The 24,512-nt window shown below is 41.7% G+C and carries 21 protein-coding genes and 1 other RNA gene; 13 read left to right on the forward strand and 9 right to left on the reverse strand.

The window, feature by feature from the left end; translation table 11 throughout:
• Positions 1-250: 250 nt before the first annotated feature.
• Positions 251-682: a YccF domain-containing protein gene (locus L4C39_RS14680; protein ID WP_113796548.1), complete on the reverse strand. Its 432-nt coding sequence runs from the start codon at positions 680-682 to the stop codon at positions 251-253.
• Between the two features lie 296 nt (positions 683-978).
• Here L4C39_RS14680 and L4C39_RS14685 point away from each other — a divergent pair, with 296 nt between their 5' ends.
• Positions 979-1,530: a prepilin-type N-terminal cleavage/methylation domain-containing protein gene (locus L4C39_RS14685; RefSeq protein WP_029203494.1), complete on the forward strand. Its 552-nt coding sequence runs from the start codon at positions 979-981 to the stop codon at positions 1,528-1,530.
• Positions 1,531-2,038: 508 nt separating this feature from the next.
• On the opposite strand, the gene L4C39_RS14690 is transcribed toward L4C39_RS14685, so the two are convergent.
• On the reverse strand, positions 2,039-2,683 hold the full coding sequence (locus tag L4C39_RS14690; RefSeq protein WP_429746617.1) for a hypothetical protein: 645 nt from the start codon (positions 2,681-2,683) through the stop codon (positions 2,039-2,041).
• Positions 2,684-2,827: 144 nt separating this feature from the next.
• On the opposite strand from L4C39_RS14690, the gene L4C39_RS14695 reads away from it, so the two are divergent.
• The 7 genes from L4C39_RS14695 (at position 2,828) to L4C39_RS14725 (ending at position 12,232) form a co-directional block, all read left to right on the forward strand.
• Complete coding sequence (locus L4C39_RS14695; RefSeq protein ID WP_429746619.1) at positions 2,828-3,757, forward strand: hypothetical protein; 930 nt, start codon at positions 2,828-2,830, stop codon at positions 3,755-3,757.
• 122 nt (positions 3,758-3,879) lie between these two features.
• Complete coding sequence (locus tag L4C39_RS14700) at positions 3,880-4,086, forward strand: helix-turn-helix transcriptional regulator (RefSeq protein ID WP_429746621.1); 207 nt, start codon at positions 3,880-3,882, stop codon at positions 4,084-4,086.
• A gap of 4 nt (positions 4,087-4,090) precedes the next feature.
• Complete coding sequence (locus tag L4C39_RS14705; protein WP_429746623.1) at positions 4,091-4,276, forward strand: helix-turn-helix transcriptional regulator; 186 nt, start codon at positions 4,091-4,093, stop codon at positions 4,274-4,276.
• Positions 4,277-4,447: 171 nt separating this feature from the next.
• On the forward strand, positions 4,448-5,023 hold the full coding sequence (locus L4C39_RS14710; RefSeq protein WP_429746625.1) for a YagK/YfjJ domain-containing protein: 576 nt from the start codon (positions 4,448-4,450) through the stop codon (positions 5,021-5,023).
• 161 nt (positions 5,024-5,184) lie between these two features.
• A complete protein-coding gene (locus tag L4C39_RS14715; RefSeq protein WP_429746627.1) occupies positions 5,185-7,581 on the forward strand; it encodes a type I restriction-modification system subunit M in 2,397 nt (798 codons plus the stop codon).
• Positions 7,581-8,960 (forward strand): restriction endonuclease subunit S, encoded by a 1,380-nt coding sequence (locus tag L4C39_RS14720; protein WP_429746629.1) that lies wholly within the window; start codon positions 7,581-7,583, stop codon positions 8,958-8,960. Before L4C39_RS14715 ends, L4C39_RS14720 begins: the two co-directional genes overlap by 1 nt.
• Positions 8,960-12,232: a type I restriction endonuclease subunit R gene (locus tag L4C39_RS14725; RefSeq protein ID WP_429746631.1), complete on the forward strand. Its 3,273-nt coding sequence runs from the start codon at positions 8,960-8,962 to the stop codon at positions 12,230-12,232. The genes L4C39_RS14720 and L4C39_RS14725 overlap by 1 nt, the downstream gene beginning before the upstream one ends.
• Before the next feature lie 17 nt (positions 12,233-12,249).
• Here L4C39_RS14725 and L4C39_RS14730 read toward each other — a convergent pair whose 3' ends face one another.
• From L4C39_RS14730 to smpB, 4 genes are all read right to left on the reverse strand, one after another.
• On the reverse strand, positions 12,250-12,876 hold the full coding sequence (locus L4C39_RS14730) for a hypothetical protein (protein ID WP_429746633.1): 627 nt from the start codon (positions 12,874-12,876) through the stop codon (positions 12,250-12,252).
• 146 nt (positions 12,877-13,022) lie between these two features.
• Positions 13,023-14,264 carry an integrase domain-containing protein gene (locus L4C39_RS14735; RefSeq protein WP_429746635.1) on the reverse strand — a complete coding sequence of 414 codons (1,242 nt, stop codon included), beginning with the start codon at positions 14,262-14,264 and terminating at the stop codon, positions 13,023-13,025.
• Between the two features lie 165 nt (positions 14,265-14,429).
• Positions 14,430-14,796, reverse strand: a transfer-messenger RNA (tmRNA) gene (gene ssrA, locus L4C39_RS14740).
• A gap of 66 nt (positions 14,797-14,862) precedes the next feature.
• Positions 14,863-15,348, reverse strand: coding sequence for an SsrA-binding protein SmpB (smpB, locus tag L4C39_RS14745; protein ID WP_017053795.1), 486 nt, complete (start codon positions 15,346-15,348; stop codon positions 14,863-14,865).
• 116 nt (positions 15,349-15,464) lie between these two features.
• On the opposite strand from smpB, the gene L4C39_RS14750 reads away from it, so the two are divergent.
• Together L4C39_RS14750 and L4C39_RS14755 are read left to right on the forward strand one after the other, a co-directional pair.
• Positions 15,465-15,893 (forward strand): SRPBCC family protein, encoded by a 429-nt coding sequence (locus L4C39_RS14750; protein ID WP_113796532.1) that lies wholly within the window; start codon positions 15,465-15,467, stop codon positions 15,891-15,893.
• A gap of 2 nt (positions 15,894-15,895) precedes the next feature.
• The gene (locus L4C39_RS14755) at positions 15,896-16,246 is read left to right on the forward strand and encodes an RnfH family protein (protein ID WP_113796530.1); all 351 of its coding nucleotides are present in this window, start codon (positions 15,896-15,898) and stop codon (positions 16,244-16,246) included.
• A gap of 238 nt (positions 16,247-16,484) precedes the next feature.
• Here L4C39_RS14755 and bamE read toward each other — a convergent pair whose 3' ends face one another.
• From bamE to nadK, 3 genes are all read right to left on the reverse strand, one after another.
• Complete coding sequence (bamE, locus tag L4C39_RS14760; RefSeq protein WP_017053798.1) at positions 16,485-16,844, reverse strand: outer membrane protein assembly factor BamE; 360 nt, start codon at positions 16,842-16,844, stop codon at positions 16,485-16,487.
• A gap of 170 nt (positions 16,845-17,014) precedes the next feature.
• On the reverse strand, positions 17,015-18,679 hold the full coding sequence (recN, locus tag L4C39_RS14765; protein ID WP_261888473.1) for a DNA repair protein RecN: 1,665 nt from the start codon (positions 18,677-18,679) through the stop codon (positions 17,015-17,017).
• Between the two features lie 209 nt (positions 18,680-18,888).
• Positions 18,889-19,773, reverse strand: coding sequence for an NAD(+) kinase (gene nadK / locus L4C39_RS14770; RefSeq protein WP_017053800.1), 885 nt, complete (start codon positions 19,771-19,773; stop codon positions 18,889-18,891).
• A gap of 146 nt (positions 19,774-19,919) precedes the next feature.
• Here nadK and grpE point away from each other — a divergent pair, with 146 nt between their 5' ends.
• From grpE to dnaK, 3 genes are all read left to right on the forward strand, one after another.
• On the forward strand, positions 19,920-20,525 hold the full coding sequence (grpE, locus tag L4C39_RS14775) for a nucleotide exchange factor GrpE (protein ID WP_113796526.1): 606 nt from the start codon (positions 19,920-19,922) through the stop codon (positions 20,523-20,525).
• Positions 20,526-20,848: 323 nt separating this feature from the next.
• Positions 20,849-22,123: a dicarboxylate/amino acid:cation symporter gene (locus L4C39_RS14780; protein WP_371711906.1), complete on the forward strand. Its 1,275-nt coding sequence runs from the start codon at positions 20,849-20,851 to the stop codon at positions 22,121-22,123.
• Between the two features lie 365 nt (positions 22,124-22,488).
• Complete coding sequence (gene dnaK, locus L4C39_RS14785; RefSeq protein ID WP_113796522.1) at positions 22,489-24,402, forward strand: molecular chaperone DnaK; 1,914 nt, start codon at positions 22,489-22,491, stop codon at positions 24,400-24,402.
• Positions 24,403-24,512 lie beyond the last annotated feature (110 nt).

Below are 24,512 nucleotides of genomic sequence, written 5' to 3' on the forward strand. Positions count from 1 at the left end.
TTATGTTCCTTATTATATATATTTATCTTGATTATCAATTAATCAATAGATTGTGAAATCACCCTTAAAATAAGCATGTTAGGAGTAGAAGAAAGGCTGAGAGATCAAGCTCACGCTTGGTAGGTGTTGATGGCTTTTTATACAAAATAGCGATCACATTTTAAGAGGGGATTATGGAATATGAGTGAAAAATAAATTTTATATATCCCCGTTTCAAGAGAAGAAAAGGGGATATTTTTCGAAGATAAACTTAACGCTTGATTGAATAGCGAGCGACCGCCGCTTCTTCTTTCGTGACGACAGTCTTACCGATAGGAGCCAGTGAAATTACGGCTAATTTCAAGTGCTGTATAGCAAATGGAATACCTATAATCGTAATAAAACACGCCACGGCAGAACAAATATGGCCTATCGCTAGCCATATGCCCGCAAATAAAAACCAAATGACATTGCCGATCACGCCGAGTGGGCTTGTCCCTATATCCATTTCATTGAACAGTTCATCCCGGGAAATTGCCTCTTTGCCAAATGGGAAGAAAGAAAAATTCCCCATCACAAAGCAAGCTCGACCCCATGGAATACCGATGATACTAATGAAAGCGAGCAGACCGAAGAACCACCACATTAGGCCCATGATAATGCCACCAAAAAGAAACCAAATAATGTTACCAAGAGTTCTCATTTTATTACCTTGTTTAAATGCCAGTTTATGGAGACTAACGCTAGTAGAAGCTTAATTATGGGCTTATTTGCTTAACCTAGCATGAATAGAGGTAAAAGATTGCTTTAAAGTGGCACTCATTTATTGCTAGACGTACTTATGATTCCCTCTAAATCACAGAAAATTGTGGATTTGGACAGAAATTGATAAGCGAAGCCCAAATATGCGCGTGTCACTATAGAACTTTATAATAACTTCACATAGAGTTTGGTTTTTATACAATAATATCCCGCCTAGCTGCAAGTTGAGTAATAACAATGAGTAATCAAAAAGGATTTACACTAATAGAAATGGTTGTCGTGATTGTTATTGTCGCGGTTTTAGCGGTGGTTGCTGCCCCTCGTTTTCTGAATATAAAAAGTGATGCGACAGAAGCGGTCATGGATGGTATTGCGTCCAGCTTCAGAGTGGTGGTAGAACAAGTTAATTACAGTGCAATCGTGCAAGGGAAAGAGCATGAAAGTAATGTTGCTGTTGATGTTGGTGGCGTAAACATCAATACGTACTTCGGCACACCGCAAGAGCTTTGGGATAATAATATCGCGTCACTGATGAATAGTGATATTGCTTATTTAGGTAATGGTTATTACACCCCGGCATCGCTTACAACGCCTTGCACTGAAGCCTCTATCTGTGTTGTCGATCAAACGCCTGCGAGTCGTGTTTTACCTGGCTACCCTGGTTGGGGGATGTTTTTTATCCCAAGAGGAAAAACCGTTGCAGATAAATGCCTCGCGTTTTATGTTTTCCAGCAAGACGGAAGCAGTATTGTATTTAGAGAGGTCTCGACGCTTACTGATGGGTGTTAGGTTGCATCCATGAGGCTTTGAGGTATCTAAAGTGTGGCTTACACTTCGTTATATAGGATTGTAGTGACCTAGCACGAGTTCTTCTGCCTTCTAGCAATTACCCGTGACGGACGTGAATAGTGATTAATGCAGAAAGGGCAGTTAGACTAATTACTATTACTTGTTGGGAAGGTGAGATGACGACTACACGTAAGCCGCTCAAATATATGGCATACAAAAGTTAATGAGAAATACTGATTCTGAAGCGCAACGGAATGATCCGCAACTAAAGTTATGGCAATCAAAAGCACTTTACATTATGAGTCGCCCTGTGAGTGAAAGTTCGGACGGTCAAGGTAAACAAAAAGGGCCAACTCTTTCGAATTGGCCCTTTCCAAACGTTTGGTGGGCTGGCGTAAGTTGAATTGGGCGTGTAACTATTTGAATTCAATGTTTTTGTTTTGGTTTTATTTGTAGCGGTGTTCCTGTTGATGTTCCCAAGGAGAGTTGCTTAATATTTTTAGCTAAATTAATTCTTAATTTTTTCTTCTTCTTTGGCCGTTTTGTAGCCAAGTAATCTTTTTAGCGTGAGTTGCCCTAGGCCGCCAAGAGTGATCCCTGTGATCAAGTTGTAACTGGTGAATCCTTGATAAAAAAGATATAGCGAGCTTCCCCATGCAGTACAGAAGAGATAGAAATCTTTAGGTCGGTTAAAAAAAGGCTTTGGATCGGTAATGTGGGATATATCGATAGAATGATAATAACTAGGTTGTGAGGTGCGTGGTTTTAAGTTTGTAGGAATATCTAGGTAACCACGATGTAGATCATCACCTTCAACTAAATCTCTTCTCATTATATCGATAACGTCAAGAATAGGTATGATTTGCTTAATTGCGAGATCATTACAGGAATAAATCTGTCTTGGTTTACCTACATACAAATTTTTGTTGTGGTAATGGCACTCGGAAACATACTCAACTGCTAGTTTTTCCATTGAGGCGTAAGGTGATTCCCCTCCATCAGAAGCGAAGCTAAATCTAATGCCTAAAATTCCGGCTTGAGTTCTTTCTATAATAGCGTTAGGTATCCGTTTACTTTCATCTATGTACCAGTACAATTTTTCATGAGTTTGGGCTGGTACTGTATTTTTGTTATATAACAGGTCGTTACTCATATAATCACGATTTCTCACAGTGCAACAGGTGTAGAGGCTATTCTATAGAAAGTGAGATCTTATCACATTTTTGTTTTATGCCTCTTGAACCATCTAGCTCAATCCGTTGTTATCTTATGTCAACTAACAATAGCGGAAGATGTTTTGAATAAGAGTGAGCTAATCCTTGATTTCTACACTATCGACTCAGCAGCAAAAGCACTAAATGTCGATACAGGCGATATTAAACACCTACTTCAGAAAGGAACTATCAGAGCATGTGTGCTTTTTGATGATTACAGCAGTGAGGAACCACCGTTAGTATTTTTTAATAACAGGTTTGACTTTGAATCATTACCTGATGAAACAAAGTTGGAGATGTTGAGTTGTTCTGGTGATTCACCGACTTGGTGTGATGAAGCTGACGACTTTTTAGATAGTATATCTACTTCCGAAAATGAGGAGAATGAAAGAGGGTTTGAGCTTAGCTATTTTGATGAACAACCGTACATACGATTCCCCGAGTTATCCCGCCTTGCATCCACAAGTGAATCAAAAGCGAATGTTCAATACTTAGATAAAAGTGATGAACATAGTACATATATCACTGGAATATTTTCGGGATTATGGCAAATCAAATCATTGTCGATGGTTAAAGGTTTATTGAAAGGTAATCAACAAACAATTGGAGTTCAGTTTGTACCAGTGATTGAAAATGCACTGTACTATTCAACGGCAATGCAAGATTTACCCTTTATCTATGATGGCTTTATATGTGAAGTGACCACCAGCGATATTCGTTTACTACGTGAAGATGTAGAGAGAATCCGTTTGGCATTGACTAGTGGCAGTACAATCCAGCCGCTGAATGGAGAGCCTTGGGAGATCAAGTCGTCACGGGTGCGCCCACCATCAGTTCAAGCAATCAGTGTAATACGTCAGTTAATAGAGTCTAACTCTCAATTAGGCACTAGCATTTTAGACCATCCAACGAAAGCCAAAGAAAAGATTGATCAATACCTAGCTAGGCAGGGGCTCCCTCCGTTAAAAGTAGGTGATAGTACATTCTCAAACTGGTTAATTCATACTCGCTAATCACTAAAATCAGAACTGTTTTTTCTTAACTCAGTTCTGACTTTCCTTAACTCAGTTTTTTACCTGCATATCTCAATTAATCTATTTGCATCCATTAAGGCAACATAAGATTGAGATTAAAAATGAATACAAAAATACTTCGATTAAAAGATGTTTTAGACATCACAGGCCTGTCACGAGCGACAATCTACGTACATATGTCTCAAGGTACATTCCCTCATAATATTAATTTAGGTAAGGGTTCTATCGGTTGGGTGGAAAGTGAGGTTCAAGAATGGATTCAGGTTCGAATTCAAAAACGTGATGAAGCTTTACTGGCGCAGGAGTAAAGGTATGAAAATTTTAAGCCCTAAAGATGTGAGTAAACTTATCGGTCGTTCAACATCTACTTTAAATCGCTGGTGGCGTAAGGATGGTGTTTTCCCTAAACCTTTACTGATGAATGGGCGAACATTGGGATGGCGTGAAGATGCGGTATTGGATTGGATCAATAAGTTAGAAAAGAATGAAGCTGAATGAACTGACTTGAAGGTATATGCCTATTCATTACCGCTTTTTATCAGCGGTAAATTTTAAAGAAAGTATACATGGAGCCCTTGGTATCTCTGAACTTTGACGGAAATGATATACCAAGATTTACTGGGTATTTAATAATATCCAGCAAGCTCCATGCTAGTAGGTTTGGAACTTATGAGCAGATATATTAGCTATAGTCCAGTATTCAAGTATAACCAGAAATTGTTCCAAGTAAACGGTTCTGAACGAAGACCGTTTTACACCAATTTAATGAAAAGAATCATCGAGCAATTAGAAGCGTTTTTAAGTTACCATGCACGAGCTTTTGTGTTGATAGTCGTGCTGAGCACAAAAGAATGGACGAGGGACAATACGTTAATATCTGAGCTTATTGCTAAGTTGATGATAAAGCTGAAAGGAGCGTACAAGTTCAGACGAGTAGGATATGTCTGGTGCCGTGAGCAAGCTAGTTCATCTACTCAGCATTACCATTTGAGCATAATTCTTGATGGTGCTGTTATTCAATATCCTGCAAAAGTCATCAATATATTGAAAGTGCTTTGGAAAGGTGTTTGTAATGGTAACGTTAGTTGGCCTGAAAACTGCTATTACCATTTTCAGCGTACTGATCAGAATACCTTTTGTGATGTGATTTATCGATTATCGTACTTGGCAAAGGTTTGGACGAAGGATAAAACGCCTAAGTTCGTGAGCATGTTTGGTGCGAGTCGAATTAAGTTAAAAGAGTGAATACTGCTGGTGGCATTTATCGAGCAGCCACCAGCATTTACATGTAATAAATGCTGCTTAGTGAATGGAATGTTATACGCGTTTTTATTTGATGCATACATCATCGTTAGCGTTCAAAGGCGTGTATAATCGCGGCAATTTTTACTAATAGTAATGCCAATATGACCAACACAAACTTTTCTCAAACCGCTGCCTTCATTTGGTCGGTTGCCGACCTGCTTCGCGGTGACTTCAAACAATCTCAATATGGGCGAGTTATCTTGCCTTTCACTCTTCTTCGTCGTCTTGAGTGTGTATTAGAAGAAAGTAAAGATGCCGTCGTTATTCAGGCTGAAAAAGTAAATGCTATGAACCTGCCTGAAGAAGCACAAGAGAAGATGCTGCTTCGTGCGACTAAATCACCTAGTAACGAAAAAGGTTTGTCGTTCTTCAATACCTCACCAATGAACCTTGGCAAGATGGGACAGAAGGACATCAAAGATAACCTAGAGAACTACATTCAATGTTTCTCGGCAGATGCTCGTGAAATCTTTGAGCACTTTAAGTTTGATGAATTTGTTGGCCTTTTAGATGACGCTAACTTGCTATTCAAAGTAGTAAAGAAGTTTGCGACTACCGACCTTAGCCCAAGTAAAGTATCTAACCATGAAATGGGTTTGGTGTTTGAAGAGTTGATTCGCCGCTTTGCTGAAAGCTCAAACGAAACGGCAGGTGAGCACTTTACCCCGCGTGATATCGTCGAATTAACTACTTCTTTAGTGTTTACTGGAGATGAAGGATATTCAAAAGAAGGTGCCATTCGGACTATTTATGACCCAACTGCGGGAACGGGTGGCTTCCTATCTTCTGGCATGGAATATGTTTATGAAATGAACCCTAGCGCTCGAATGGTTGCCTTTGGTCAAGAGCTAAACCCTGAGTCCTATGCTATCTGTAAAGCCGACATGCTTATCAAAGGGCAGGAAGTTAAAAACATCAAACTAGGTAACACCCTTTCTAATGACCAACTGCCAGCCGACCAATTTGACTACATGCTATCGAACCCTCCGTTTGGTGTAGATTGGAAAAAAATAGAGAAAGATATCAAGGATGAGTTTGAAGAGGGGGCTGATGGTCGTTTCGGCGCGGGCTTACCTCGTGTGTCTGATGGCTCTCTACTGTTCTTGATGCACCTGATCAGCAAAATGCGTGACACTCATGCCGTCGACGGCAGCGTTACGGATGGTGGTCGTATCGGTATCATCCTCAATGGATCTCCACTTTTTACTGGTGGTGCTGGTAGTGGCGAAAGTGAGATTCGTCGCTACATCCTTGAAGCGGACTTACTTGAAGCTATCGTCGCGCTACCTACTGACATGTTCTATAACACTGGTATTGCAACTTACGTATGGGTGCTAAGCAATAAGAAAGCCTCAGAACGAAAGGGCAAAATTCAATTAATTGATGGCTCTAACCTGTGTGGCAAGATGCGTAAATCGCTAGGCTCTAAGCGTAACGTAATGAGTGAAGACGACATTAAAACCATTACTCGCAGCTTTGGTGATTTTGAAGTGGTTGATGCGCGCCCAATCTCGGAAATACATGGTGATAAGCCAGCAGAGCAAAAGTCTAGCCGTGGTCGCCAAGCCGCGAATCCGAAAGTCGACACACCTAAAACCTTCGCCAGCAAGATTTTTGACACCCATGAGTTTGGCTATCGCCGCCTAACGATTGAGCGCCCATTGCGTTTATCTACACAACTAACGGATGAACGAATCAATACGCTCCGTTTTGCTCCTAAGCCATTAAACTTAGTTATGCCTGCGATCTATGAGCAGTTTGGTTCAGAGTGGACAGAAGAAACATATGGTCTGCTAGGTCATGTTGAAACTGAGGTTCGCGCATTGATCAAAACGGATTTTCCAGAACTCAAAGAAAAAAATATTAAGGATGTATTAGAGAGTAAGATCTGGTTATTTCAAAAACAGCTAATGGAAAAGGCATTCCAGCTTCAGCAGGCGGTAGGCTCTGAATTAGGTGGGAAAGATCATCAAAGTGATGACTTTAACCAGTTTGAGTTGACCTTAAAAGCTGCCTTTAAAGCCACCAGCATCAAACTTGATATTAAAGAGAAAAAGCAGTTCCTTGATGCGGTAACGTGCAAAAACCAAAGTGCTGAACGCGTGGTTAAGAAGGTATTAAAAGAAGTATCACAACCATTGTATGGCGCTTTCGAGTATGTCGGTGATGTTAAAGGCTTAGTGGGTAAGATCGTAGAGTTTCAACAAGATGGCGACTTACGTGACAACGAGAACGTACCACTTGACCCAAGCATAAGCACATCAATCCTAATCGAAAGTTACTTCAAGCGCGAAGTGCAACCACACGTTGCTGATGCATGGTTCAATGCCGATAAACGAGATGATAAAGACTCTGAAATTGGTGTTGTTGGCTATGAAATTCCGTTTAACCGTCATTTCTATGTTTATCAGCCACCTCGTGAGCTAGAAGCTATTGACGCGGATTTGGATGCGATGAGTGCTGACATTATGAAGCTACTACAAGAGGTGCATTCGTAATGAGTAAGTATCAAGCGTACCCTGAGTATAAGGAGTCTGGAGTTGAATGGTTAGGTGAAATACCAAACCATTGGCAAGTTATACCAATCAAATATTTAGCAGATTTAAACCCTAAAAAATCTGCTATTGACCATACATTGCTGAACAAAGAATGCAATTTCCTTCCTATGGAGAAGCTAAAACTTAACTCCATTGCTTTGGATGAGAAACGCCTAGTCAGCGATGTTTATGATGGCTATACATACTTCGAAGATGGAGATGTACTCATGGCTAAGGTTACCCCTTGCTTTGAGAATAAAAATATCGCAGTCGCTTCTGGATTGGTAAACGGCGTTGGTTTTGGTTCATCCGAGATTTACGTTCTTCGCTCTAATGAAAAGACAGATAGCCGTTTTCTGTACTACCGCCTTCAAGAAGACAGTTTTATGGATATTGCAACGGCGGCAATGACTGGAGCTGGGGGGTTAAAACGTGTGCCATCAGATGTTGTTAACGGGTATTCTTTAGGAACTCCAGATGGAGACGAACAAACCCAAATTGCCAACTTCCTCGATCACGAAACCGCTAGAATAGATACATTGATCGACAAGCAGCAGCACCTTATCAAGCTGCTAAAAGAAAAGCGCCAAGCAGTGATCAGCCATGCTGTGACTAAAGGGCTAAACTCTGACGCACCGATGAAAGATTCTGGTGTGGAGTGGTTGGGAGAAGTGCCAGAGCATTGGAGTGTTAAAAAAATTAAACATTTTGGTCGAGTTGTCGGTGGCTACGCCTTCAAGAGTGGCGACTTTGTAGAGTCCGGTTACCCAGTTATAAAAATCACCAATGTTTCTCATTTAACTATTGATCTAAAGGAACAGTCCTTCTTACCTCAAGCGTTTGCAGAGGCTCACTCAGAATACTTAGTCAAGCCAAATTCACTAGTATTTGCAATGACCCGTCCAATAATTTCTGGGGGGGTTAAAGTGGCAATCATGCCTCATTTGGAAAGAATGCCGCTGGTTAATCAAAGAGTTGGTTTTTTGACATTAGATTGTGATGTTCTATCTAAATTCATACTGTTTTCATCCATGAGCGGGAGTTTTGTTGCTCAGTTTACCAACAATATGACCATCACAAATCAACCTAATATTTCCGGTGAAGGAATTGAGTCCGTATGTATTCCTGTGCCTTCAGCCTTTGAGCTTAAACAGATTGTCGACTTTTTAAATATCAATGAAGAAAAATTTAAGATGTTGAATATTGCAGCGATTCAACAAATAAAACTACTTGGAGAACGCCGCGCAGCCCTAATTTCTGCTGCAGTCACTGGAAAGATTGATGTACGTAATTGGCAAGCTCCAGTAAACCAAGAAGCTCAACAGCAGGAGGCTAGCTAATGAGCACAGATTCAACTCAAGAACGTATCTTCCAAGATGATATTATTCGCCAAATGGTGGCGAACGGCTGGGTAGAGGGTAAGCCTGAAGGCTACAACCGAGAATCTGCACTCTATGAACAAGATGTGCTGACGTTTGTGAAAGAAACCCAACCTAAAGAGTGGGAGAAGTTTTGCAAGGTTTACCCGAATGAATCTGACCGTCATTTTGTTGAAGCTCTGGTTGCTCAATTAAAAAAAGCCGATGTGAATGCTACCGACCAAGCCTCTCGTAGCTTTGGAACATTGGGTGTGCTGCGTCACGGCTTGAAGATTCGTAATGCGCGATTCTCACTGTGTCAGTTTAAACCAGAGCATAACTTAAATCCTGAAACCTTGGCGCGTTATCAGCAGAACATCTGCCGCATTGTTCCTGAGCTGGTTTATAGCCCTTATGCCACCAAAGAGCACTTAGAAGCTACGGGTAAAAAAGCTAAAGCATGGCGTATTGATCTGGTGCTGTTCGTCAACGGCTTACCAGTATCAACGCTTGAACTGAAATCAGAGTTCAAGCAAGCGGTAGAGAACGCGATTAAGCAGTACAAACGTACTCGTCTACCCAAAGACCCTGCGACTAAGAAACCAGAGCCACTATTGACCTTTAAACGTGGTGCTTTGGTGCATTTCGCAGTGAGTCAGTATGAAGTCTACATGGCGACCAAATTGGCAGGTGATGACACCTTCTTCCTTCCTTTCAACAAAGGGACTAAAGAGGGTGGTGCGGGTAACGATGTACCTGAGGATGAAAATCGTTATGCCACGGATTACCTGTGGAATGAGGTATTAGCCCCTGACAACCTATTGAATATCATTGGTCGCTTTGTTCACCTTCAAATTGAAGAGAAGGAAGATTGGGAAGGGCGTAAATACAAGAAGGAAACGCTGATCTTCCCGCGTTACCATCAATGGGATGTTGTCACTAGGCTGATTGATGCCGCCATCGAAGAAGGGACGGGTAACAAGTATCTTGTGCAGCATAGTGCGGGGTCGGGTAAATCGAACTCAATTGCATGGACAGCGCATCAGCTTTCTACCCTTTATGACGCTGAAGGTAACAAGCAATTTCATTCGGTTATTGTTGTCACCGACCGAACCGTGCTTGATGATCAATTACAAGATACCATCTACCAGTTTGAACATGCCGATGGTGTGGTGGGGCGTATCAACAATAAAGAAGGCGACGGTTCTAAATCAGAGAAGTTGGCCTCAGCATTAGAGAACTCGCAACCTATTATCATCGTAACCATTCAAACCTTCCCGTTTGTGCTGCGTGCGATAGAAAACAGCACTAGCTTGAAAGAGCGCAGCTATGCCGTAATCGCGGACGAAGCGCACTCTTCGCAAAGTGGTTCTACTGCTCGTCAATTGAAAGAAGTATTGATGACCGAAGAAGCCGATGACGATGTCGAGTTGTCTTCGGAAGATATTTTGGATGCGACCATTGCTGCACGTCAAGGCAGTGCTAACCTCAACTACTACGCATTCACGGCAACCCCTAAACCAAAGACGATGGAGCTATTTGGACGTTTACCTAAGCCTGAGCTTGCGCCATCAAAGCAGAATAAGCCAGAAGCGTATCATGTGTATTCAATGCGCCAAGCCATTGAAGAAGGCTTTATTCTGGATGTGCTAAAAAATTACACTAACTATAAGGTGATGTATCAATTAGCGCAGAAGGTGGACGCCGCTGACAAAGAAGTCGACAGCAAAAAAGCCAAGGTGAAGTTGAACCAGTGGGTACGCCTACACGATCACAACATCTCACAAAAGGTCAAAGTGATTGTTGAGCACTTCAAAGATAACGTCATGGGCTTATTAGGTGGTCAGGCTAAAGCGATGGTGGTTACTAGCTCTCGTAAAGAAGCGGTACGTTACAAATTGGCTTTTGATAAGTATGTGGCGGATGCACTAGCAGAGAAGAAGGTGGGCTATGATGCGATTCGCGCTATGGTGGCCTTTTCTGGTGAAGTCGAATTCAACGCTAACGATCCTGATAGCTTTGCTTATATTGATCAGAAATTCACTGAAAAGAGCATGAACCCAGACTTAAAAGGTCGGGATATGCGTAAAGCCTTCGATAGTGATGACTATCAAGTCATGCTTGTGGCGAATAAGTTCCAAACGGGCTTTGACCAGCCTAAGCTGTGCGCTATGTACGTTGATAAGAAGCTAGGCGGTGTTGAGTGTGTTCAAACACTTTCTCGTCTTAACCGTACTTATCCGGGTAAGGCAGAAACAGGCACCTTCGTCTTAGACTTTTACAATGAGCCAGATGAGATTTTGGGTTCTTTCCAACCGTATTATCAAACAGCAGAGCTAGCAGATGTGACAGATCCTAGTATGGTGTTTGATCTGTTTGAGAAGTTACGTACCAGCGGCATCTTCTTATGGTCTGAAGTAGAACAGTTTTGTGAAGCCTTCTTCACCAAGAACAAATCTAATGCTGCGATTAGCAACATCTGTCACCCAGCCAAAGAGCGTTGGCAAAAGCGTTATACCTCGGCGGTAGAAGCTTACATCAAAGCCAAAGATATGTTTGAACGCACTAAGAAAACAGGCGATGCCGTTCTTATTGCGAACGCTGAGAATAGCTTCAAAGACTGCAAGCAAGAGAAAGACCGTCTTGAGATATTTAAGAAGGATCTCGGCAGCTTTACCCGTTTCTATGAGTTTATGTCTCAGCTCGTTGACTACGATGATAAAGAGTTAGAAAAATTGAGCTTGTATGCGCGCCACTTACGTCCGCTGCTGCGTGAGAAAGTGATTGAGGAAGATGAACTAGATTTAGATAACGTGGTAATGAGTCACTATCGATTATCTAAGATCCGTCAGCAAGATATACAACTCAAAGAAGATGCTCCGGATTACCAACTTGAGCCAAGTACCGACATCGGCACTGCTAAGGCCAAGGATAAGAAGGAAGAGTTCCTTTCCCATATCCTTGATAAGTTGAATGAAGTCTTCATTACCGACAACCTGACAGACAAAGACATGATCAATTATGCCTTTACTGTTAGAGACAAGCTCACAGAGAACGAAGAGGTAATGAGTCAAATTGCCAATAACACCCGTGAACAGGCAATGCTGGGCGATTTCCCTCAAGCGATTGATGATGCGATTCTTGGAAGTAATGAAGCTCACCAAGAACAGATGATGCAGCTTCTGTCTGACCCAACAAAAACTCAGCAATTTGCGAGAGTTATCTTTGATATGCTGAGTGGGTATAGAAACTAAGATTAGCTGAAAAGTGCTCATGTATTGATTGAAAGGGGATGTCTTTTAGTGAATATATTGAGCACTTTTTCCGTAACATCAACAGTGGTGTAGCTTTGTCGCATTGGTGTTGTATTCTTGTTTGGGTGATACAGTAAGTAAAAATGATTAGCGTGTGTAAGTATTTTTTCTGCATCGCACCTGTTTATTTGTGCTCGAACCGTGTTATATGGGAGTGCATAAATATTGCAGAAAGCCTTTACTGACATTTCGTAATCACTTCGTATTAATTCATACGCATAGATGATACGAATAAAGTGATAGCTACCTTGCTCGGCTAGTGGATTAAGGTGTCGCTCCCAAATATCGTAACTTGCGAATACGGAGTTGATTCGATCATATAAAGTTGATTTTGGTTGGTTTAACCACCTTGACGCTTTCCGAATAGTCATATCAGGGTACATGAAATTGAGCCACGTATAATCGAAGCAAGTAAACGTAAGACCAAACCATTGAATAAAAAAACGCTCGTTTTGTTTTCGCATTTTTTCATCCATTCTTTCTAATCGCAAAATCAATTTTTTCTCTTGTTGTACTAGAGCTTCAGTTTGCTGTTGAAGCCTAATTAATCTGCGTTTCATCTGAACAAGCTTATCATCAAGCATTTTTAGCACCAATTTCTTAAAGTCATAAAAGAGCAATTAGATCATAGCATTAAAATTATTTTTGAGTTGATGGTTGTGATCAGGTGTCCGGATGGAATTCATAATTTCAAAAAGGGGGGAGTGAATCCCCTTAGTAAAATTATTTTTTAGCCAACAATTTTTAATGTTTTATAGCCTGTTAGAGATAAGCTACCTTGACTTGCTTTTTCTATATGTTCACTCCACCAGCACATCATCGGCATACGACGATCTAAGTAATCAGTTCGGTTATATGCGCTTCTTACTTGGTTATCATCAACGTGAGCTAAAGCTGCTTCAATTAAGTCAGGTTCAAAGCCTTGTTCGTTGAGAGTGGTACTAGCAAGTGAACGCATACCATGACTGACTAACCTCCCTGCAAATCCCATACGCTTTAGCGCCATATTTGCCGTTTGACTATTAGATGGTTTCTTAGGATCTCGGCTTGAAGGAAAAATGTATTCTCGATCAGCACTTATATTCTTCATGATATCGAGTAGCAGGAGAGATTGTTCTGTAAGCGGAATTCGATGTTCGCGGCGCTTCTTCATTCGCTCTGCTGGAATTACCCAAATATTGTTTTCAAAATCTATCTCTTCCCAACGAGCACTTGCGGCTTCGTTCGGACGTGTCATGGTATGAAGTTGCCACTCTAATAGGCATCTAGTAGTTCGCTTAATACTGGCATTGGCAATTTCTTGCATTAACTCAGGAAGCTCTTCAGGTTTAAGGGCTGCCATGTTCTCTTTCTTCGGTTTCTTAAAAGCAGCTTTAATACCAGTTAGTGGGTTAGCTTGAACAAAACCACAGTTAGTTGCGTAATTCATTATCTCATTCAATCTTTGTGAAATACGCTTTACCGTTTCTAAACTACCTTTCGCCTCTATTGGCTTTAATAGCTCAATAACCATCGGTGCAGTTATATGGCTAATAGGAGTTTCACCAAGCTTAGTGAATACATATAGCTCAAGTGAGCGCCATATATCTTTTGCATAGTCAGGCGTTATGGTGTCCTTTTTGATTTTGAACCACTCATTGGAGATATAAAAAAGAGTGTGTTCAGTTAGAGCTATCTTCTCAGCCTTTAAATCATCCTTGTGTTCTTTTGGGTCAATTCCTTGAGCAATTAGCTCTCTTGCTTCTAGTGCTTTTTTTCGAGCATTAGATAAGCTTAGATCTGGGTATTTACCAAGAGCTAGATTTGCTCTTTTGCCATTGGTAGGACGATAGTAATTGAGTAACCAAGATTTGGTACCGTTAGTGGCAACGCGCAGTTTTAGCCCATCACCATCATATAGGTGGATTTCTTTTTCTTGGGGTTTGGTGTTTTTTATTTGTGTAGGAGTTAGTCTTTGGATTGATTTAGCCATAATGGGAACACTACGTTAGGAACACGATATTGATGTTCCCATAAATGTTCCCACAAACGCAAGATGCCACTAGATGCAGTAATACACCAAAATACGCTAACTCCTTACAGTGTAAGGGCTACAGGCATAAAAAAAGACGCCCTAAGGAGTCTTAATTTAATGAATTGGTGGAGCTGGCGGGAGTTGAACCCGCGTCCAGAAATCATTCATCATTGGTACTACATGCTTAGTCGATCTTTAATTTCACCAAGTACCTGCGAACCGACACGCTAGTAAATGACTATCCTGAATTAAATTTCGAACTTCATCTCTCAGGCGGGAGAATCCGATCTAGCTAGTTTGGGTTTGACTCTCTGTTATTCCCCGTCTTACAAGCGGAAGCTAGGGCAGAAAGGCTCTCAGCAGGTTATTAAGCTGCTAGTGCGTAGTTTTCGTCGTTTGCGACTATTTTTTTGCGGCTTTTTACGTGGCCAACCGCCCCACGGCATGCACCTCAGACTTCAAAATTCCTGTCGAATCCTGAATCAGCCCCAAGTGTTATTTGCATAGTACCAGAAAAGCATAGCCTGTCTAGCGTTGTGCGTTTAAGTGCTTAAAATTAACGCAAACTACTCTTCATAATTCGCGATTTATCTCTCGCCCAATCTTTTTCTTTCATATCAGTACGTTTGTCGTGCAGTTTTTTACCTTTTGCTACGCCAATTTTGATTTTCGCCCATGAGCGAGACCAATACATAGCGGTTGCAACTAGCGTCATACCTTCACGATTAATGCGCCCGATAAGATTATCGAGTTCTTTTCTAGATAAAAGAAGTTTACGAATACGAGTTGGGTTAGCGACAACGTGTGTTGATGCTTGGATAAGCGGAGTGATAGTCATACCACTGATAAATGCTTCTCCATCCCGAACATAGACGTAACTTTCCACGATATTAGTTTTACCTTCACGTAGAGATTTTACTTCCCAGCCTTGTAGCTCAAGCCCCGCTTCTATCTCATCATCGATGAAATATTCGTGGCGAGCTTTCTTATTTAGCGCAATGGTATTGCTACCCGCTTTTGATTTTGATTTATTCTTTGCCATAATGGCCTCATTATACGGATTGCACCTGAATTGGGGAATCCTTTATTTGCGCGCTAGCTCAATAGAATTAAATTTTTCGACAGCTAAATGTATCGCTGTTACTTACAGGAGTCTATATGCCACAAGTCACTCGCTCAGCGTTAGTGTCGTTTAGTGCTGACCAGATGTATGCTTTGGTTAATGATGTTGCCCGTTATCCCGAATTTTTGCCTGGTTGTTCAGGCTCTCGTGTCTTGGAATCATCAAGTACGACAATGGTCGCATCAGTTGATGTTGCAAAAGCCGGTATTAGTAAAACGTTCACTACTTCTAATCAGTTAACTGATGGTACTTCTATTATGATGGAGTTGGTAGATGGTCCGTTCAGAAAGTTACAAGGTGGTTGGTCTTTTATCCCATTAGATGAACAGGCATGCAAGGTTGAGTTGAAGTTGGAGTTCGAATTTTCAAGCCGGATGATTGAGATGGCTTTTGGGAAGATCTTCAATGATCTGACGAGTAATATGGTCAGTGCATTTACCCAACGCGCGAAACAGGTGTATTAAAGATGAGTATTGAATCGGACATGATCCATGTAGAGGTTGTGTACGCGTTGCCACACGAGCAGCGAGTATTTAACTTGGTGGTTAACCGTAATATGACAGTGGAAGAGATTGTACAGCAGTCGGGCGTGTTGGCTTTGTACCCTGAGATTGATTTAGCCAAAAATAAGCTGGGGGTGTTTAGTCGCAATATTAAGTTAGATGCGACGGTTAGAGACAAAGATCGCATTGAGATTTACCGACCACTGCTTGCTGATCCTAAAGAAATCAGACGCAAGCGAGCGGAACAAGCCAAAGCCGCAGGGACTATTGACCCTGTGACAGGCGGTAAGATGAATGAGATGCGTAAAAGCTAGTTAGGTCTTGTTTGCAATCTCTTTGTTATCATGTCTTCGTTGACTATATCTATGGTAACGATGTCTTCGGTAAAAATGGTTTCGTTAACCACATCTGCATTGGCGTTGCTGTGTTTAACTTGAAACCGTTGTCGTTACAGTAATGTGACGTCATTGTGGAAAATTGCCTATGCGCCAGATATAGAAAAGGCTCGTCATTGCGAGCCTTTTTATTGCGCGTTGTGTTTTCCGATGAGGATTAGTTTAAGCCTTCGAAAAAGGTGTCGCTTTCCGGGAAATCACCCGCAATATTCAATAATGTACCATGTTCACCAAAGTTCACGATTAAGTCCTTTTGGATCGGATCGTTATGGCCTTTGGTGTGATGGTAGATGTAGTACCAAGTATCAGGGTAGCCATTTTCAATTAGCATAGGGGATCCCATGACATATCGAACTTGGTCTTTAGTCATACCAAACTTGAGTTGGCTAACTGCTTCTTGTTCTACATAGTTACCTTGGTTTATATCAATTCGATAAACCAGCTTTTCTAATACGGAGCAACCCGTCAACATTGTTAGTGCTAGTGGGACTGCTACTAACCACTTCTTAAATCGCATAGTAAAATTCTTAGTCGTTATCCGTAAATCTGGCCTGATAATAAACAAGCTAGAGGCAGAAGTAAAAAACTCCCTGTTATTTGATGCTAATCAGACTGCTATTTTTGAGTTAAGTTGCATTATTGGACAAAAATAGTGCTCTGATTGAACTTTTCAAACAAACTTTCGGCTTAAGCAACCATGAGTAGTTCTTTCGCGTTGGCTAATGTCGAGTCGGTGATTGTGCTGCCTCCAAGCAGTCGTGCTAGCTCTCCAATACGCTGAGTTTCATCCAAAACGTTCATCTGCGTTTCAGTTTTTCCCGCTTTAGTATTTTTCGCGACAAACAACTGTTGATGCCCACACCCTGCGACTTGAGGAAGGTGAGTAACACACATTACCTGAGTGGACTCTCCTAGTTGACGAAGCATCTTCCCGACAACGGCAGCGGTTGGGCCGCTGATACCGACATCGACTTCATCAAAAATAAGGCTTGGTGTTTCTACCTTCTGTGCGGTGATGACCTGTATCGCCAATGAGATACGTGATAATTCACCACCAGAAGCGACTTTCGCAATGGGCTGCATTGGTTGCCCAGGGTTAGTCGAAACCACAAAAGTGACGCAATCTAATCCAAGAGGAGAGGGATGAGAACCTTGAGCTTCAACCTGAATCGCAAACTTAGCGTTTTCCATGCTCAATTCATGCATGCTTTGTGTGATCAGTTTATTTAACTCTTTCGCATAGCGACTACGAGACTTATGCAGTTTCTCGCCATGATTGAGGAATAATTGGAATTTTTGCTGCACTTCTTGAGCGAGTTCGTCGAGTTTCTCGTCTGAACAATCAAGCTCTTCGATCTGTTTCAACAAATCTTGATGATGCTGATAGAGCTCATTGGGTTGAACATGATGTTTACGAGAGATAGACATAATTTTTGAGAAGCGTTCTTCCACAAAGGCCATTCTTCCTGGATCTACATCAATGCAGTCTAGATATGAGCGCAGTTCGTTGTTGGTCTCTTCAATTTGAATGATCGCTTCCTCAAGCATATTAGGAAGTGAGGATAGTTTTTCGTCTAGCTCAGCCAGTTGGATTAACGAACTATTGGCTTTTTGAAGCACGCTGAGTGCATTGTATTCATCGCCTTCATAGATGAGATCAATGGCGAGTTGGCAACTTGAGGCAAGCTCTCCGCTATTGGATAAGCGTTTATGCTCTTGCTCTAACGTTTGGAACTCCTCTTCACCAATGGCGAGTTCAGTTAACTCTTTAATTTGGTATTCGAGAAGCTGCTTTTGAGCTTGGTTCTGTTGGCTATTATCACGTAAAGTTTTTAGGTTGTTGTCAGCTTGTCGCCACGCTTGATAAGCGTTACGGACATTTTTTAGTAGATTAGTATGGCCTGCATATTGATCCAACATGGAGAGTTGGTAATCACTTTTCATTAATTGATGGTGCGCATGTTGACCATGAATGTTGATCAATAGTTGAGCGAGTGATTTTAGTTGAGATAGCGGAACAGGGCTGCCATTAATAAAAGCGCGAGAGCGACCCTCTTTGGTGATGGTTCGGCGTAAAATGCATTCGCTTCCATCAAAAAGATCGTTGTCTTCTAACCAGCGAGTGGCATTGAGATTGTTGTCGAGTAAGAACGCGGCACTGACTTCGGTTTTTTCTTCACCTTGTCTTACCATGCCTGCATCAGCTCGACCGCCTAAACATAACCCGAGTGCATCTATTGCAATAGATTTACCTGCGCCTGTTTCACCAGTGATGGTGGTCATGCCCTTAGAGAGCTCTAGCTGTAGCGACTTAACAATTGCAAAATTATTAACACTTAAATGAGCCAGCATCTTTTATTACCTGTATAACTAAACACTACTGTATAAGAAGACAGTATATACTGTTTCTTTATACAGTAAAGTTATACAGGTAATTTTTGTTGCTTATGCGATTTCATTTTGTGAGCAGCATCAATCTAATGGCCGTTTCTCTTTAATCTACTTATGTTTTAGTAACTTGGTAGATTTATATCCGTCCAATGCCTTAAGCGAGCACGGAATTAAAACAGCTTACTAGACCACCCAAGTTTGTTTCGCAGTACATGGTAATAGCTGTAATCTTTCGGGTGAATCAACTTAAGTACGTTGGGGCTTCGGTAAATATGAATTTCATCGCCAGGAGAAACAGGTAGCGATATTTGTCCATCACAACTCACCTCTTGAGTGCCCGGATTATCAGGAGAAACAATGAGCTTAATATTTCGATTTCCATCTACTACAAGCGGTCGACTCGATAAAGTGTGTGGGAACATAGGCACAAGTGAAATGGCATTAAGGCTTGAAGAGAGGATAGGGCCTCCACCTGAAAGCGAATAAGCGGTGGATCCTGTAGGTGTGGAAACGATTAATCCATCTGAACGCTGAGAAAAAGCAAAACTATCATCGATATACACTTCGAATTCGATCATTCGTGCGACTTGACCCGGGTGTAAAACGGCTTCATTTAATGCGGCATTATGACTTTTTATTTGACCGTGGCGATGTATTTCAGTTTCTAATAGAAAGCGTTCTTCTTCAGAGTATTCACCACTCAATACGGCTTGCAGTGAGGTTTGGAAGTCTTCTGGGTTGAGATCGGTAAGAAATCCTAAGCTTCCACGGTTGACTCCAATGACGGAAATATCAAAGCGTGAAAGGATCCTTGCCGCTCCAAGCATATTCCCATCACCACCAACAACAATGGCAAGATCGGCTTTTTTTCCTAGGCTGACTAGGCTGGCAAATTGTTCTTGTGGGATATCATCTAAGATCGCAGCAAGACGATCGTCAATAAATACTTGATAACCCTCAGAAGTTAGCCAATTAAATAGCTCTCGATGGGTTTGAATTGCTTTTTGATCACGAGGTTTACCTATGATGGCAATGACCTCAAATGGCTTTTTCATAACGTTTCCAAACTATTAATGCTTGAATCACAAATCTTCGTCCCCATAATAAAGGCAAGTCGAACGTCTATGCGAGTTTTTTATCTCAATTTAGAGGTTTAATATCGCCTTTTGATATGCATAGAAAATTGAATTCTGGAGAGAACATGAGCAACGAAGAGAACAAATTGAAAGAAGAAGAGCTGCAACAGCAAGAAACAGCCGAGCAAGAAGTTGAAGCTGTTGGTACTGAAGCGGATGTGGACTGGAACCCAGAAGAAGAACTTTTTCCAGAAGAAGAGTCTCAAGTCGCTCAACTTGAAGCTGCATTGCTTTCTAGCGAAGCTAAAATTAAAGAGCAACAAGAGTCTGTATTACGTGCTAAGGCTGAAGTTGAAAACATGCGCCGCCGTACTGAGCAAGAGATCGATAAAGCTCGTAAATATGCACTGAACAAATTTGCGGAAGGCTTGCTACCGGTTATTGATAACCTTGAGCGTGCAATTCAAGCAGCAGATGCAGAACATGAAGCGGTGAAGCCAATTCTTGAAGGCATTGAGCTGACTCACAAGACATTCGTAGATACCGTGTCTAAGTTTGGTTTGAAAGAGATTAACCCTGAAGGTGAAGTGTTTAATCCAGAATTCCACCAAGCTATGTCAATTCAAGAAAGTCCAGATCACGAATCAAACACGGTTATGTTTGTGATGCAAAAAGGCTATGAGTTGAACGGGCGTGTGGTTCGCCCTGCAATGGTTATGGTTGCAAAATAAAGTACCAAATCGAATGCATAAAAAGAGAGGCTTAGGCTTCTCTTTTTTTTGTTTTTAATTCAAGGGAGGCTCGATATATAAGGGCTTTCTAATCTTTATTGAGTTCGATGTAATAACATATTGTTATCTTTGGTGATTGGAGTTTTGTATTGCAATGCTATGCGTTGGTGATTGTTTGTTCTGATTTGCTTTATGTAGCATTAATGTAAATAAATGCTTTAAATTGTAATTTTGCTGTGTATTATGCGCGGTAGTTTAGCGTTTTAAACGCTTTGCTCACTAAAATATTACAATTATTCAACACAACGAACCGGAGACGAACGATGGATAAATCGCTCTCAAGTAAAATTTTTGTAGGCTTGTTCGCTGGTCTGCTTATTGGTACTGCCATTCAGTATCTATTTAATGGGATAACAATTTTCGATACATACTTACTAGGCCTTGCAGAAGGCGCTGGTGGCATGTTTGTTTCACTGATTAAACTTTTGGTTGTGCCTCTAGTTTATGTCTCTATCGTTTGTGGCATCGTCGATTTAAAAGACATCACGGCATTTGGTCGTCTTGGTGGTAAAACCTTTGCGCTTTACATTATTAACACCATCATTGCGATTACGGCTGCTTTAACTGTTGGTATGATCTTCCAACCGGGTGCTGATGCAAATCTTGCTGGAACGGTCTCTGAAGCGGTTAAGCTGACGACAACAGAAACGCCAGACATTTTCTCTCTAGTTGTTAATATTGTACCAAGCAACCCTGTGCAAGCTTTTGCCAATGGTGACATGCTCCAAATCATCTTCATGGCTATTTTGACTGGTCTTGCTATTCAGGCGCTTGACTCTCGTGGCGGCCCTGCGATCAAAACGTTCAAAATGGCCAATGAGATCATGATGAAGCTTGTAGGCTTGGTGATGAGTTTGGCTCCATTTGGTGTGTTTGCCCTTATGATTCAACTGGGTGCCACTTTAGATGCGAATACTCTTGCTTCTGTTGCTGGTTACGTGGCGCTTGTTGTCGCAATGCTTGTATTCTGGATTTTTGTCTTCTATCCAATGATGGTTGGACTGACAACAGGTATTTCTCCTCGCCAATTCTTGCGTGCAACTCGTGAACAAATACTGTTCTCACTATCTACAGCAAGTTCTAACGCAACTATCCCTGTAACGATGCGTACTTTGACTGAAAAGCTTAATGTATCTAAGTCAGTGGCTGGTTTTGGTGTTCCGCTCGGCGCGACAATGAACATGTCAGGCGTGTCTATCTATATTGCATTGGCGACTATTTTCGTTGCGAACGCATTTGGTCAGCCAATTAACTCTGCAGACATCTTCACTCTAGGCTTAACGATTCTACTTCTGTCTATTGGTGCTGGTGGTGTTCCTGGTGGTGGTGTTGTGATGGTGGGCGTGCTTCTTCATCAACTAGGCTTGCCACCGGAAGGTCTTGCAATCATTGCTGCGGTTGACCGTATTAATGATATGTTCTGTACTTCTTCAAATGTGGTTGGTGATACCGCTGTGAATACCATTGTGGCTAAATCAGAGAATGAAATCTCGGTATCAATTGAGAAAGAAGCAGAGCCAGCTCAAGCTAACTCATAAGACAAGCTAACTCATAAGAAACGATACAACAGATATAATAAGCGGAGCCAACTTGGCTCCGCTTTCTTTTGGCGGTTTTCAGCTTTTAGGGGGGGACCGTTACTGATGAGTGCCGGTGCCATTTTTAAAGAGTCGAAACCGCCTTTTTGAAAATAACCCTTCGCTTTTTGACTAATACAGATAAAAAAGTGATTTTTTTTGCTTGCGACCCTTGAAAAGGAATTGTCCGCCCCTATCTATTGGGCATACAAGAAGCAAACATGATTGTGCTTCATAATTTGTGAATGAGGATTGCGTCCTTGTTTACTCGCTCCAATTTTGGGGCATAGCAAAAACTAAACAGAATTTATTTCGGAGATAGCCTGATGGGTAGAATCATTGGTATTGATTTAGGTACTACTAACTCTTGTGTTGCAGTTTTAGACGGCGACGCACCACGCGTAATTGAAAATGCTGAAGGCGAACGTACTACAGCATCAGTAGTTGCATATACTGAAGGTGAAACGCTAGTAGGCCAGCCAGCTAAACGTCAAGCCGTAACAAACCCTCAAAACACACTATTCGCAATTAAGCGTCTAATCGGTCGTCGTTTTGAAGATGAAGAAGTTCAGCGTGATATCGAAATCATGCCTTTCAACATTGTTAAAGCTGACAATGGTGATGCTTGGGTTGAAGCGCAAGGTCAAAAAATGGCTGCTCCTCAAGTTTCTGCTGAAATTCTTAAGAAGATGAAGAAGACAGCTGAAGATTTCCTAGGCGAAGAAGTAACAGCAGCAGTAATCACTGTTCCTGCATACTTCAACGATGCACAACGTCAAGCAACAAAAGATGCTGGTCGTATTGCTGGTCTAGAAGTTAAGCGTATCATCAACGAACCAACAGCAGCTGCACTTGCTTACGGTCTTGATAAGAAAGATGGCGATCGCACTATCGCAGTATATGACCTTGGTGGCGGTACATTTGATATCTCTATCATTGAAATCGACAAAGTAGACGGCGACCAAACTTTCGAAGTACTAGCAACTAACGGTGACACTCACCTTGGTGGTGAAGATTTCGATAACCGCATGATCAAGTACTTGGTTGAAGAGTTTAAAAAAGAGCAAGGCATCGATCTTAAGAACGATCCTCTTGCAATGCAACGTGTTAAAGAAGCTGCAGAAAAAGCGAAAATTGAACTGTCTTCTGCACAGCAAACTGACGTAAACCTTCCTTACGTTACCGCTGATGCGACTGGTCCTAAGCACATGAACGTTAAAGTGACTCGTGCAAAACTAGAATCTCTAGTTGAAGACCTAGTACAACGTTCTCTTGAGCCACTTAAAGTTGCTCTAGCTGACTCTGATTTATCAGTAGGCGATATCACTGACGTAATCCTAGTTGGTGGTCAAACACGTATGCCTATGGTTCAAGCTAAAGTTGCTGAGTTCTTCGGTAAAGAAGCTCGTCGTGACGTAAACCCTGATGAAGCAGTAGCAATGGGTGCTGCAGTTCAAGGTGGTGTACTTGCTGGTGATGTTAAAGACGTTCTTCTACTAGACGTAACTCCTCTATCTTTCGGTATCGAAACGATGGGCGGCGTAATGACTAAACTAGTTGAGAAAAACACAACTATCCCAACAAAAGCGAACCAAACGTTCTCAACAGCTGAAGATAACCAAAGCGCGGTAACTATCCACGTTCTTCAAGGTGAGCGTAAGCAAGCGACTTACAACAAGTCTCTAGGTCAATTCAATCTAGAAGGTATTCAACCAGCACCACGTGGCATGCCACAAATCGAAGTTACATTCGACCTTGATGCTGATGGTATCCTAAACGTATCTGCTAAAGATAAAGCGACTGGTAAAGAACAGAAGATCACTATCCAAGCTTCTGGTGGTCTATCAGACGACGAAATCGAAGCAATGGTACAAGAAGCTGAAGCTAACAAAGAAGAAGATAAAAAATTCGAAGAGTTAGTGACTACTCGTAACCAAGCTGACCAAATGATCCACGGCACTCGTAAGCAAATGGAAGAAGCTGGTGAAGCTCTACCTGCAGACGAGAAAGAGAAAATCGAAGCGGCTATTACAGCATTAGAAGGCGTTAAGTCTGGTGATGATAAAGAAGCGATCGATGCTAAAGTTCAAGAACTTATGCAAGCGGCTCAAAAGCTAATGGAAATTGCTCAACAACAAGCTCAAGCTCAACAAGCTGGCGCCGAAGGTGAGCAACCTAAGCAAGAAGACGATGTAGTTGACGCTGAATTTGAAGAAGTTAAAGAAGACGCTAAGAAGTAATACTTCTCGCTAATCAACTTCAGATCTAATAGTCTTGCGGGCGTCAGAGGTAACTCTTACGCCCGCAATCTTGTAAGTAACGAATCACTCTAGATAATACTCAGATAAAT

The sequence above is a fragment of the Vibrio clamense genome, from assembly GCF_050337905.1.
GTDB lineage: Bacteria > Pseudomonadota > Gammaproteobacteria > Enterobacterales > Vibrionaceae > Vibrio > Vibrio cortegadensis.

Bases quoted from the DNA above. Each gene is read 5' to 3' on its own strand.
- L4C39_RS14680 (WP_113796548.1), bottom strand. From the start codon at position 682: ATGAGAACTCTTGGTAACATTATTTGGTTTCTTTTTGGTGGCATTATC.
- L4C39_RS14685 (WP_029203494.1), top strand. From the start codon at position 979: ATGAGTAATCAAAAAGGATTTACACTAATAGAAATGGTTGTCGTGATT.
- L4C39_RS14690 (WP_429746617.1), bottom strand. From the start codon at position 2,683: ATGAGTAACGACCTGTTATATAACAAAAATACAGTACCAGCCCAAACT.
- L4C39_RS14700 (WP_429746621.1), top strand. From the start codon at position 3,880: ATGAATACAAAAATACTTCGATTAAAAGATGTTTTAGACATCACAGGC.
- L4C39_RS14705 (WP_429746623.1), top strand. From the start codon at position 4,091: ATGAAAATTTTAAGCCCTAAAGATGTGAGTAAACTTATCGGTCGTTCA.
- L4C39_RS14710 (WP_429746625.1), top strand. From the start codon at position 4,448: ATGAGCAGATATATTAGCTATAGTCCAGTATTCAAGTATAACCAGAAA.
- L4C39_RS14715 (WP_429746627.1), top strand. From the start codon at position 5,185: ATGACCAACACAAACTTTTCTCAAACCGCTGCCTTCATTTGGTCGGTT.
- L4C39_RS14720 (WP_429746629.1), top strand. From the start codon at position 7,581: ATGAGTAAGTATCAAGCGTACCCTGAGTATAAGGAGTCTGGAGTTGAA.
- L4C39_RS14725 (WP_429746631.1), top strand. From the start codon at position 8,960: ATGAGCACAGATTCAACTCAAGAACGTATCTTCCAAGATGATATTATT.
- L4C39_RS14730 (WP_429746633.1), bottom strand. From the start codon at position 12,876: ATGCTTGATGATAAGCTTGTTCAGATGAAACGCAGATTAATTAGGCTT.
- L4C39_RS14735 (WP_429746635.1), bottom strand. From the start codon at position 14,264: ATGGCTAAATCAATCCAAAGACTAACTCCTACACAAATAAAAAACACC.
- smpB (WP_017053795.1), bottom strand. From the start codon at position 15,348: ATGGCAAAGAATAAATCAAAATCAAAAGCGGGTAGCAATACCATTGCG.
- L4C39_RS14750 (WP_113796532.1), top strand. From the start codon at position 15,465: ATGCCACAAGTCACTCGCTCAGCGTTAGTGTCGTTTAGTGCTGACCAG.
- L4C39_RS14755 (WP_113796530.1), top strand. From the start codon at position 15,896: ATGAGTATTGAATCGGACATGATCCATGTAGAGGTTGTGTACGCGTTG.
- bamE (WP_017053798.1), bottom strand. From the start codon at position 16,844: ATGCGATTTAAGAAGTGGTTAGTAGCAGTCCCACTAGCACTAACAATG.
- recN (WP_261888473.1), bottom strand. From the start codon at position 18,679: ATGCTGGCTCATTTAAGTGTTAATAATTTTGCAATTGTTAAGTCGCTA.
- nadK (WP_017053800.1), bottom strand. From the start codon at position 19,773: ATGAAAAAGCCATTTGAGGTCATTGCCATCATAGGTAAACCTCGTGAT.
- grpE (WP_113796526.1), top strand. From the start codon at position 19,920: ATGAGCAACGAAGAGAACAAATTGAAAGAAGAAGAGCTGCAACAGCAA.
- L4C39_RS14780 (WP_371711906.1), top strand. From the start codon at position 20,849: ATGGATAAATCGCTCTCAAGTAAAATTTTTGTAGGCTTGTTCGCTGGT.
- dnaK (WP_113796522.1), top strand. From the start codon at position 22,489: ATGGGTAGAATCATTGGTATTGATTTAGGTACTACTAACTCTTGTGTT.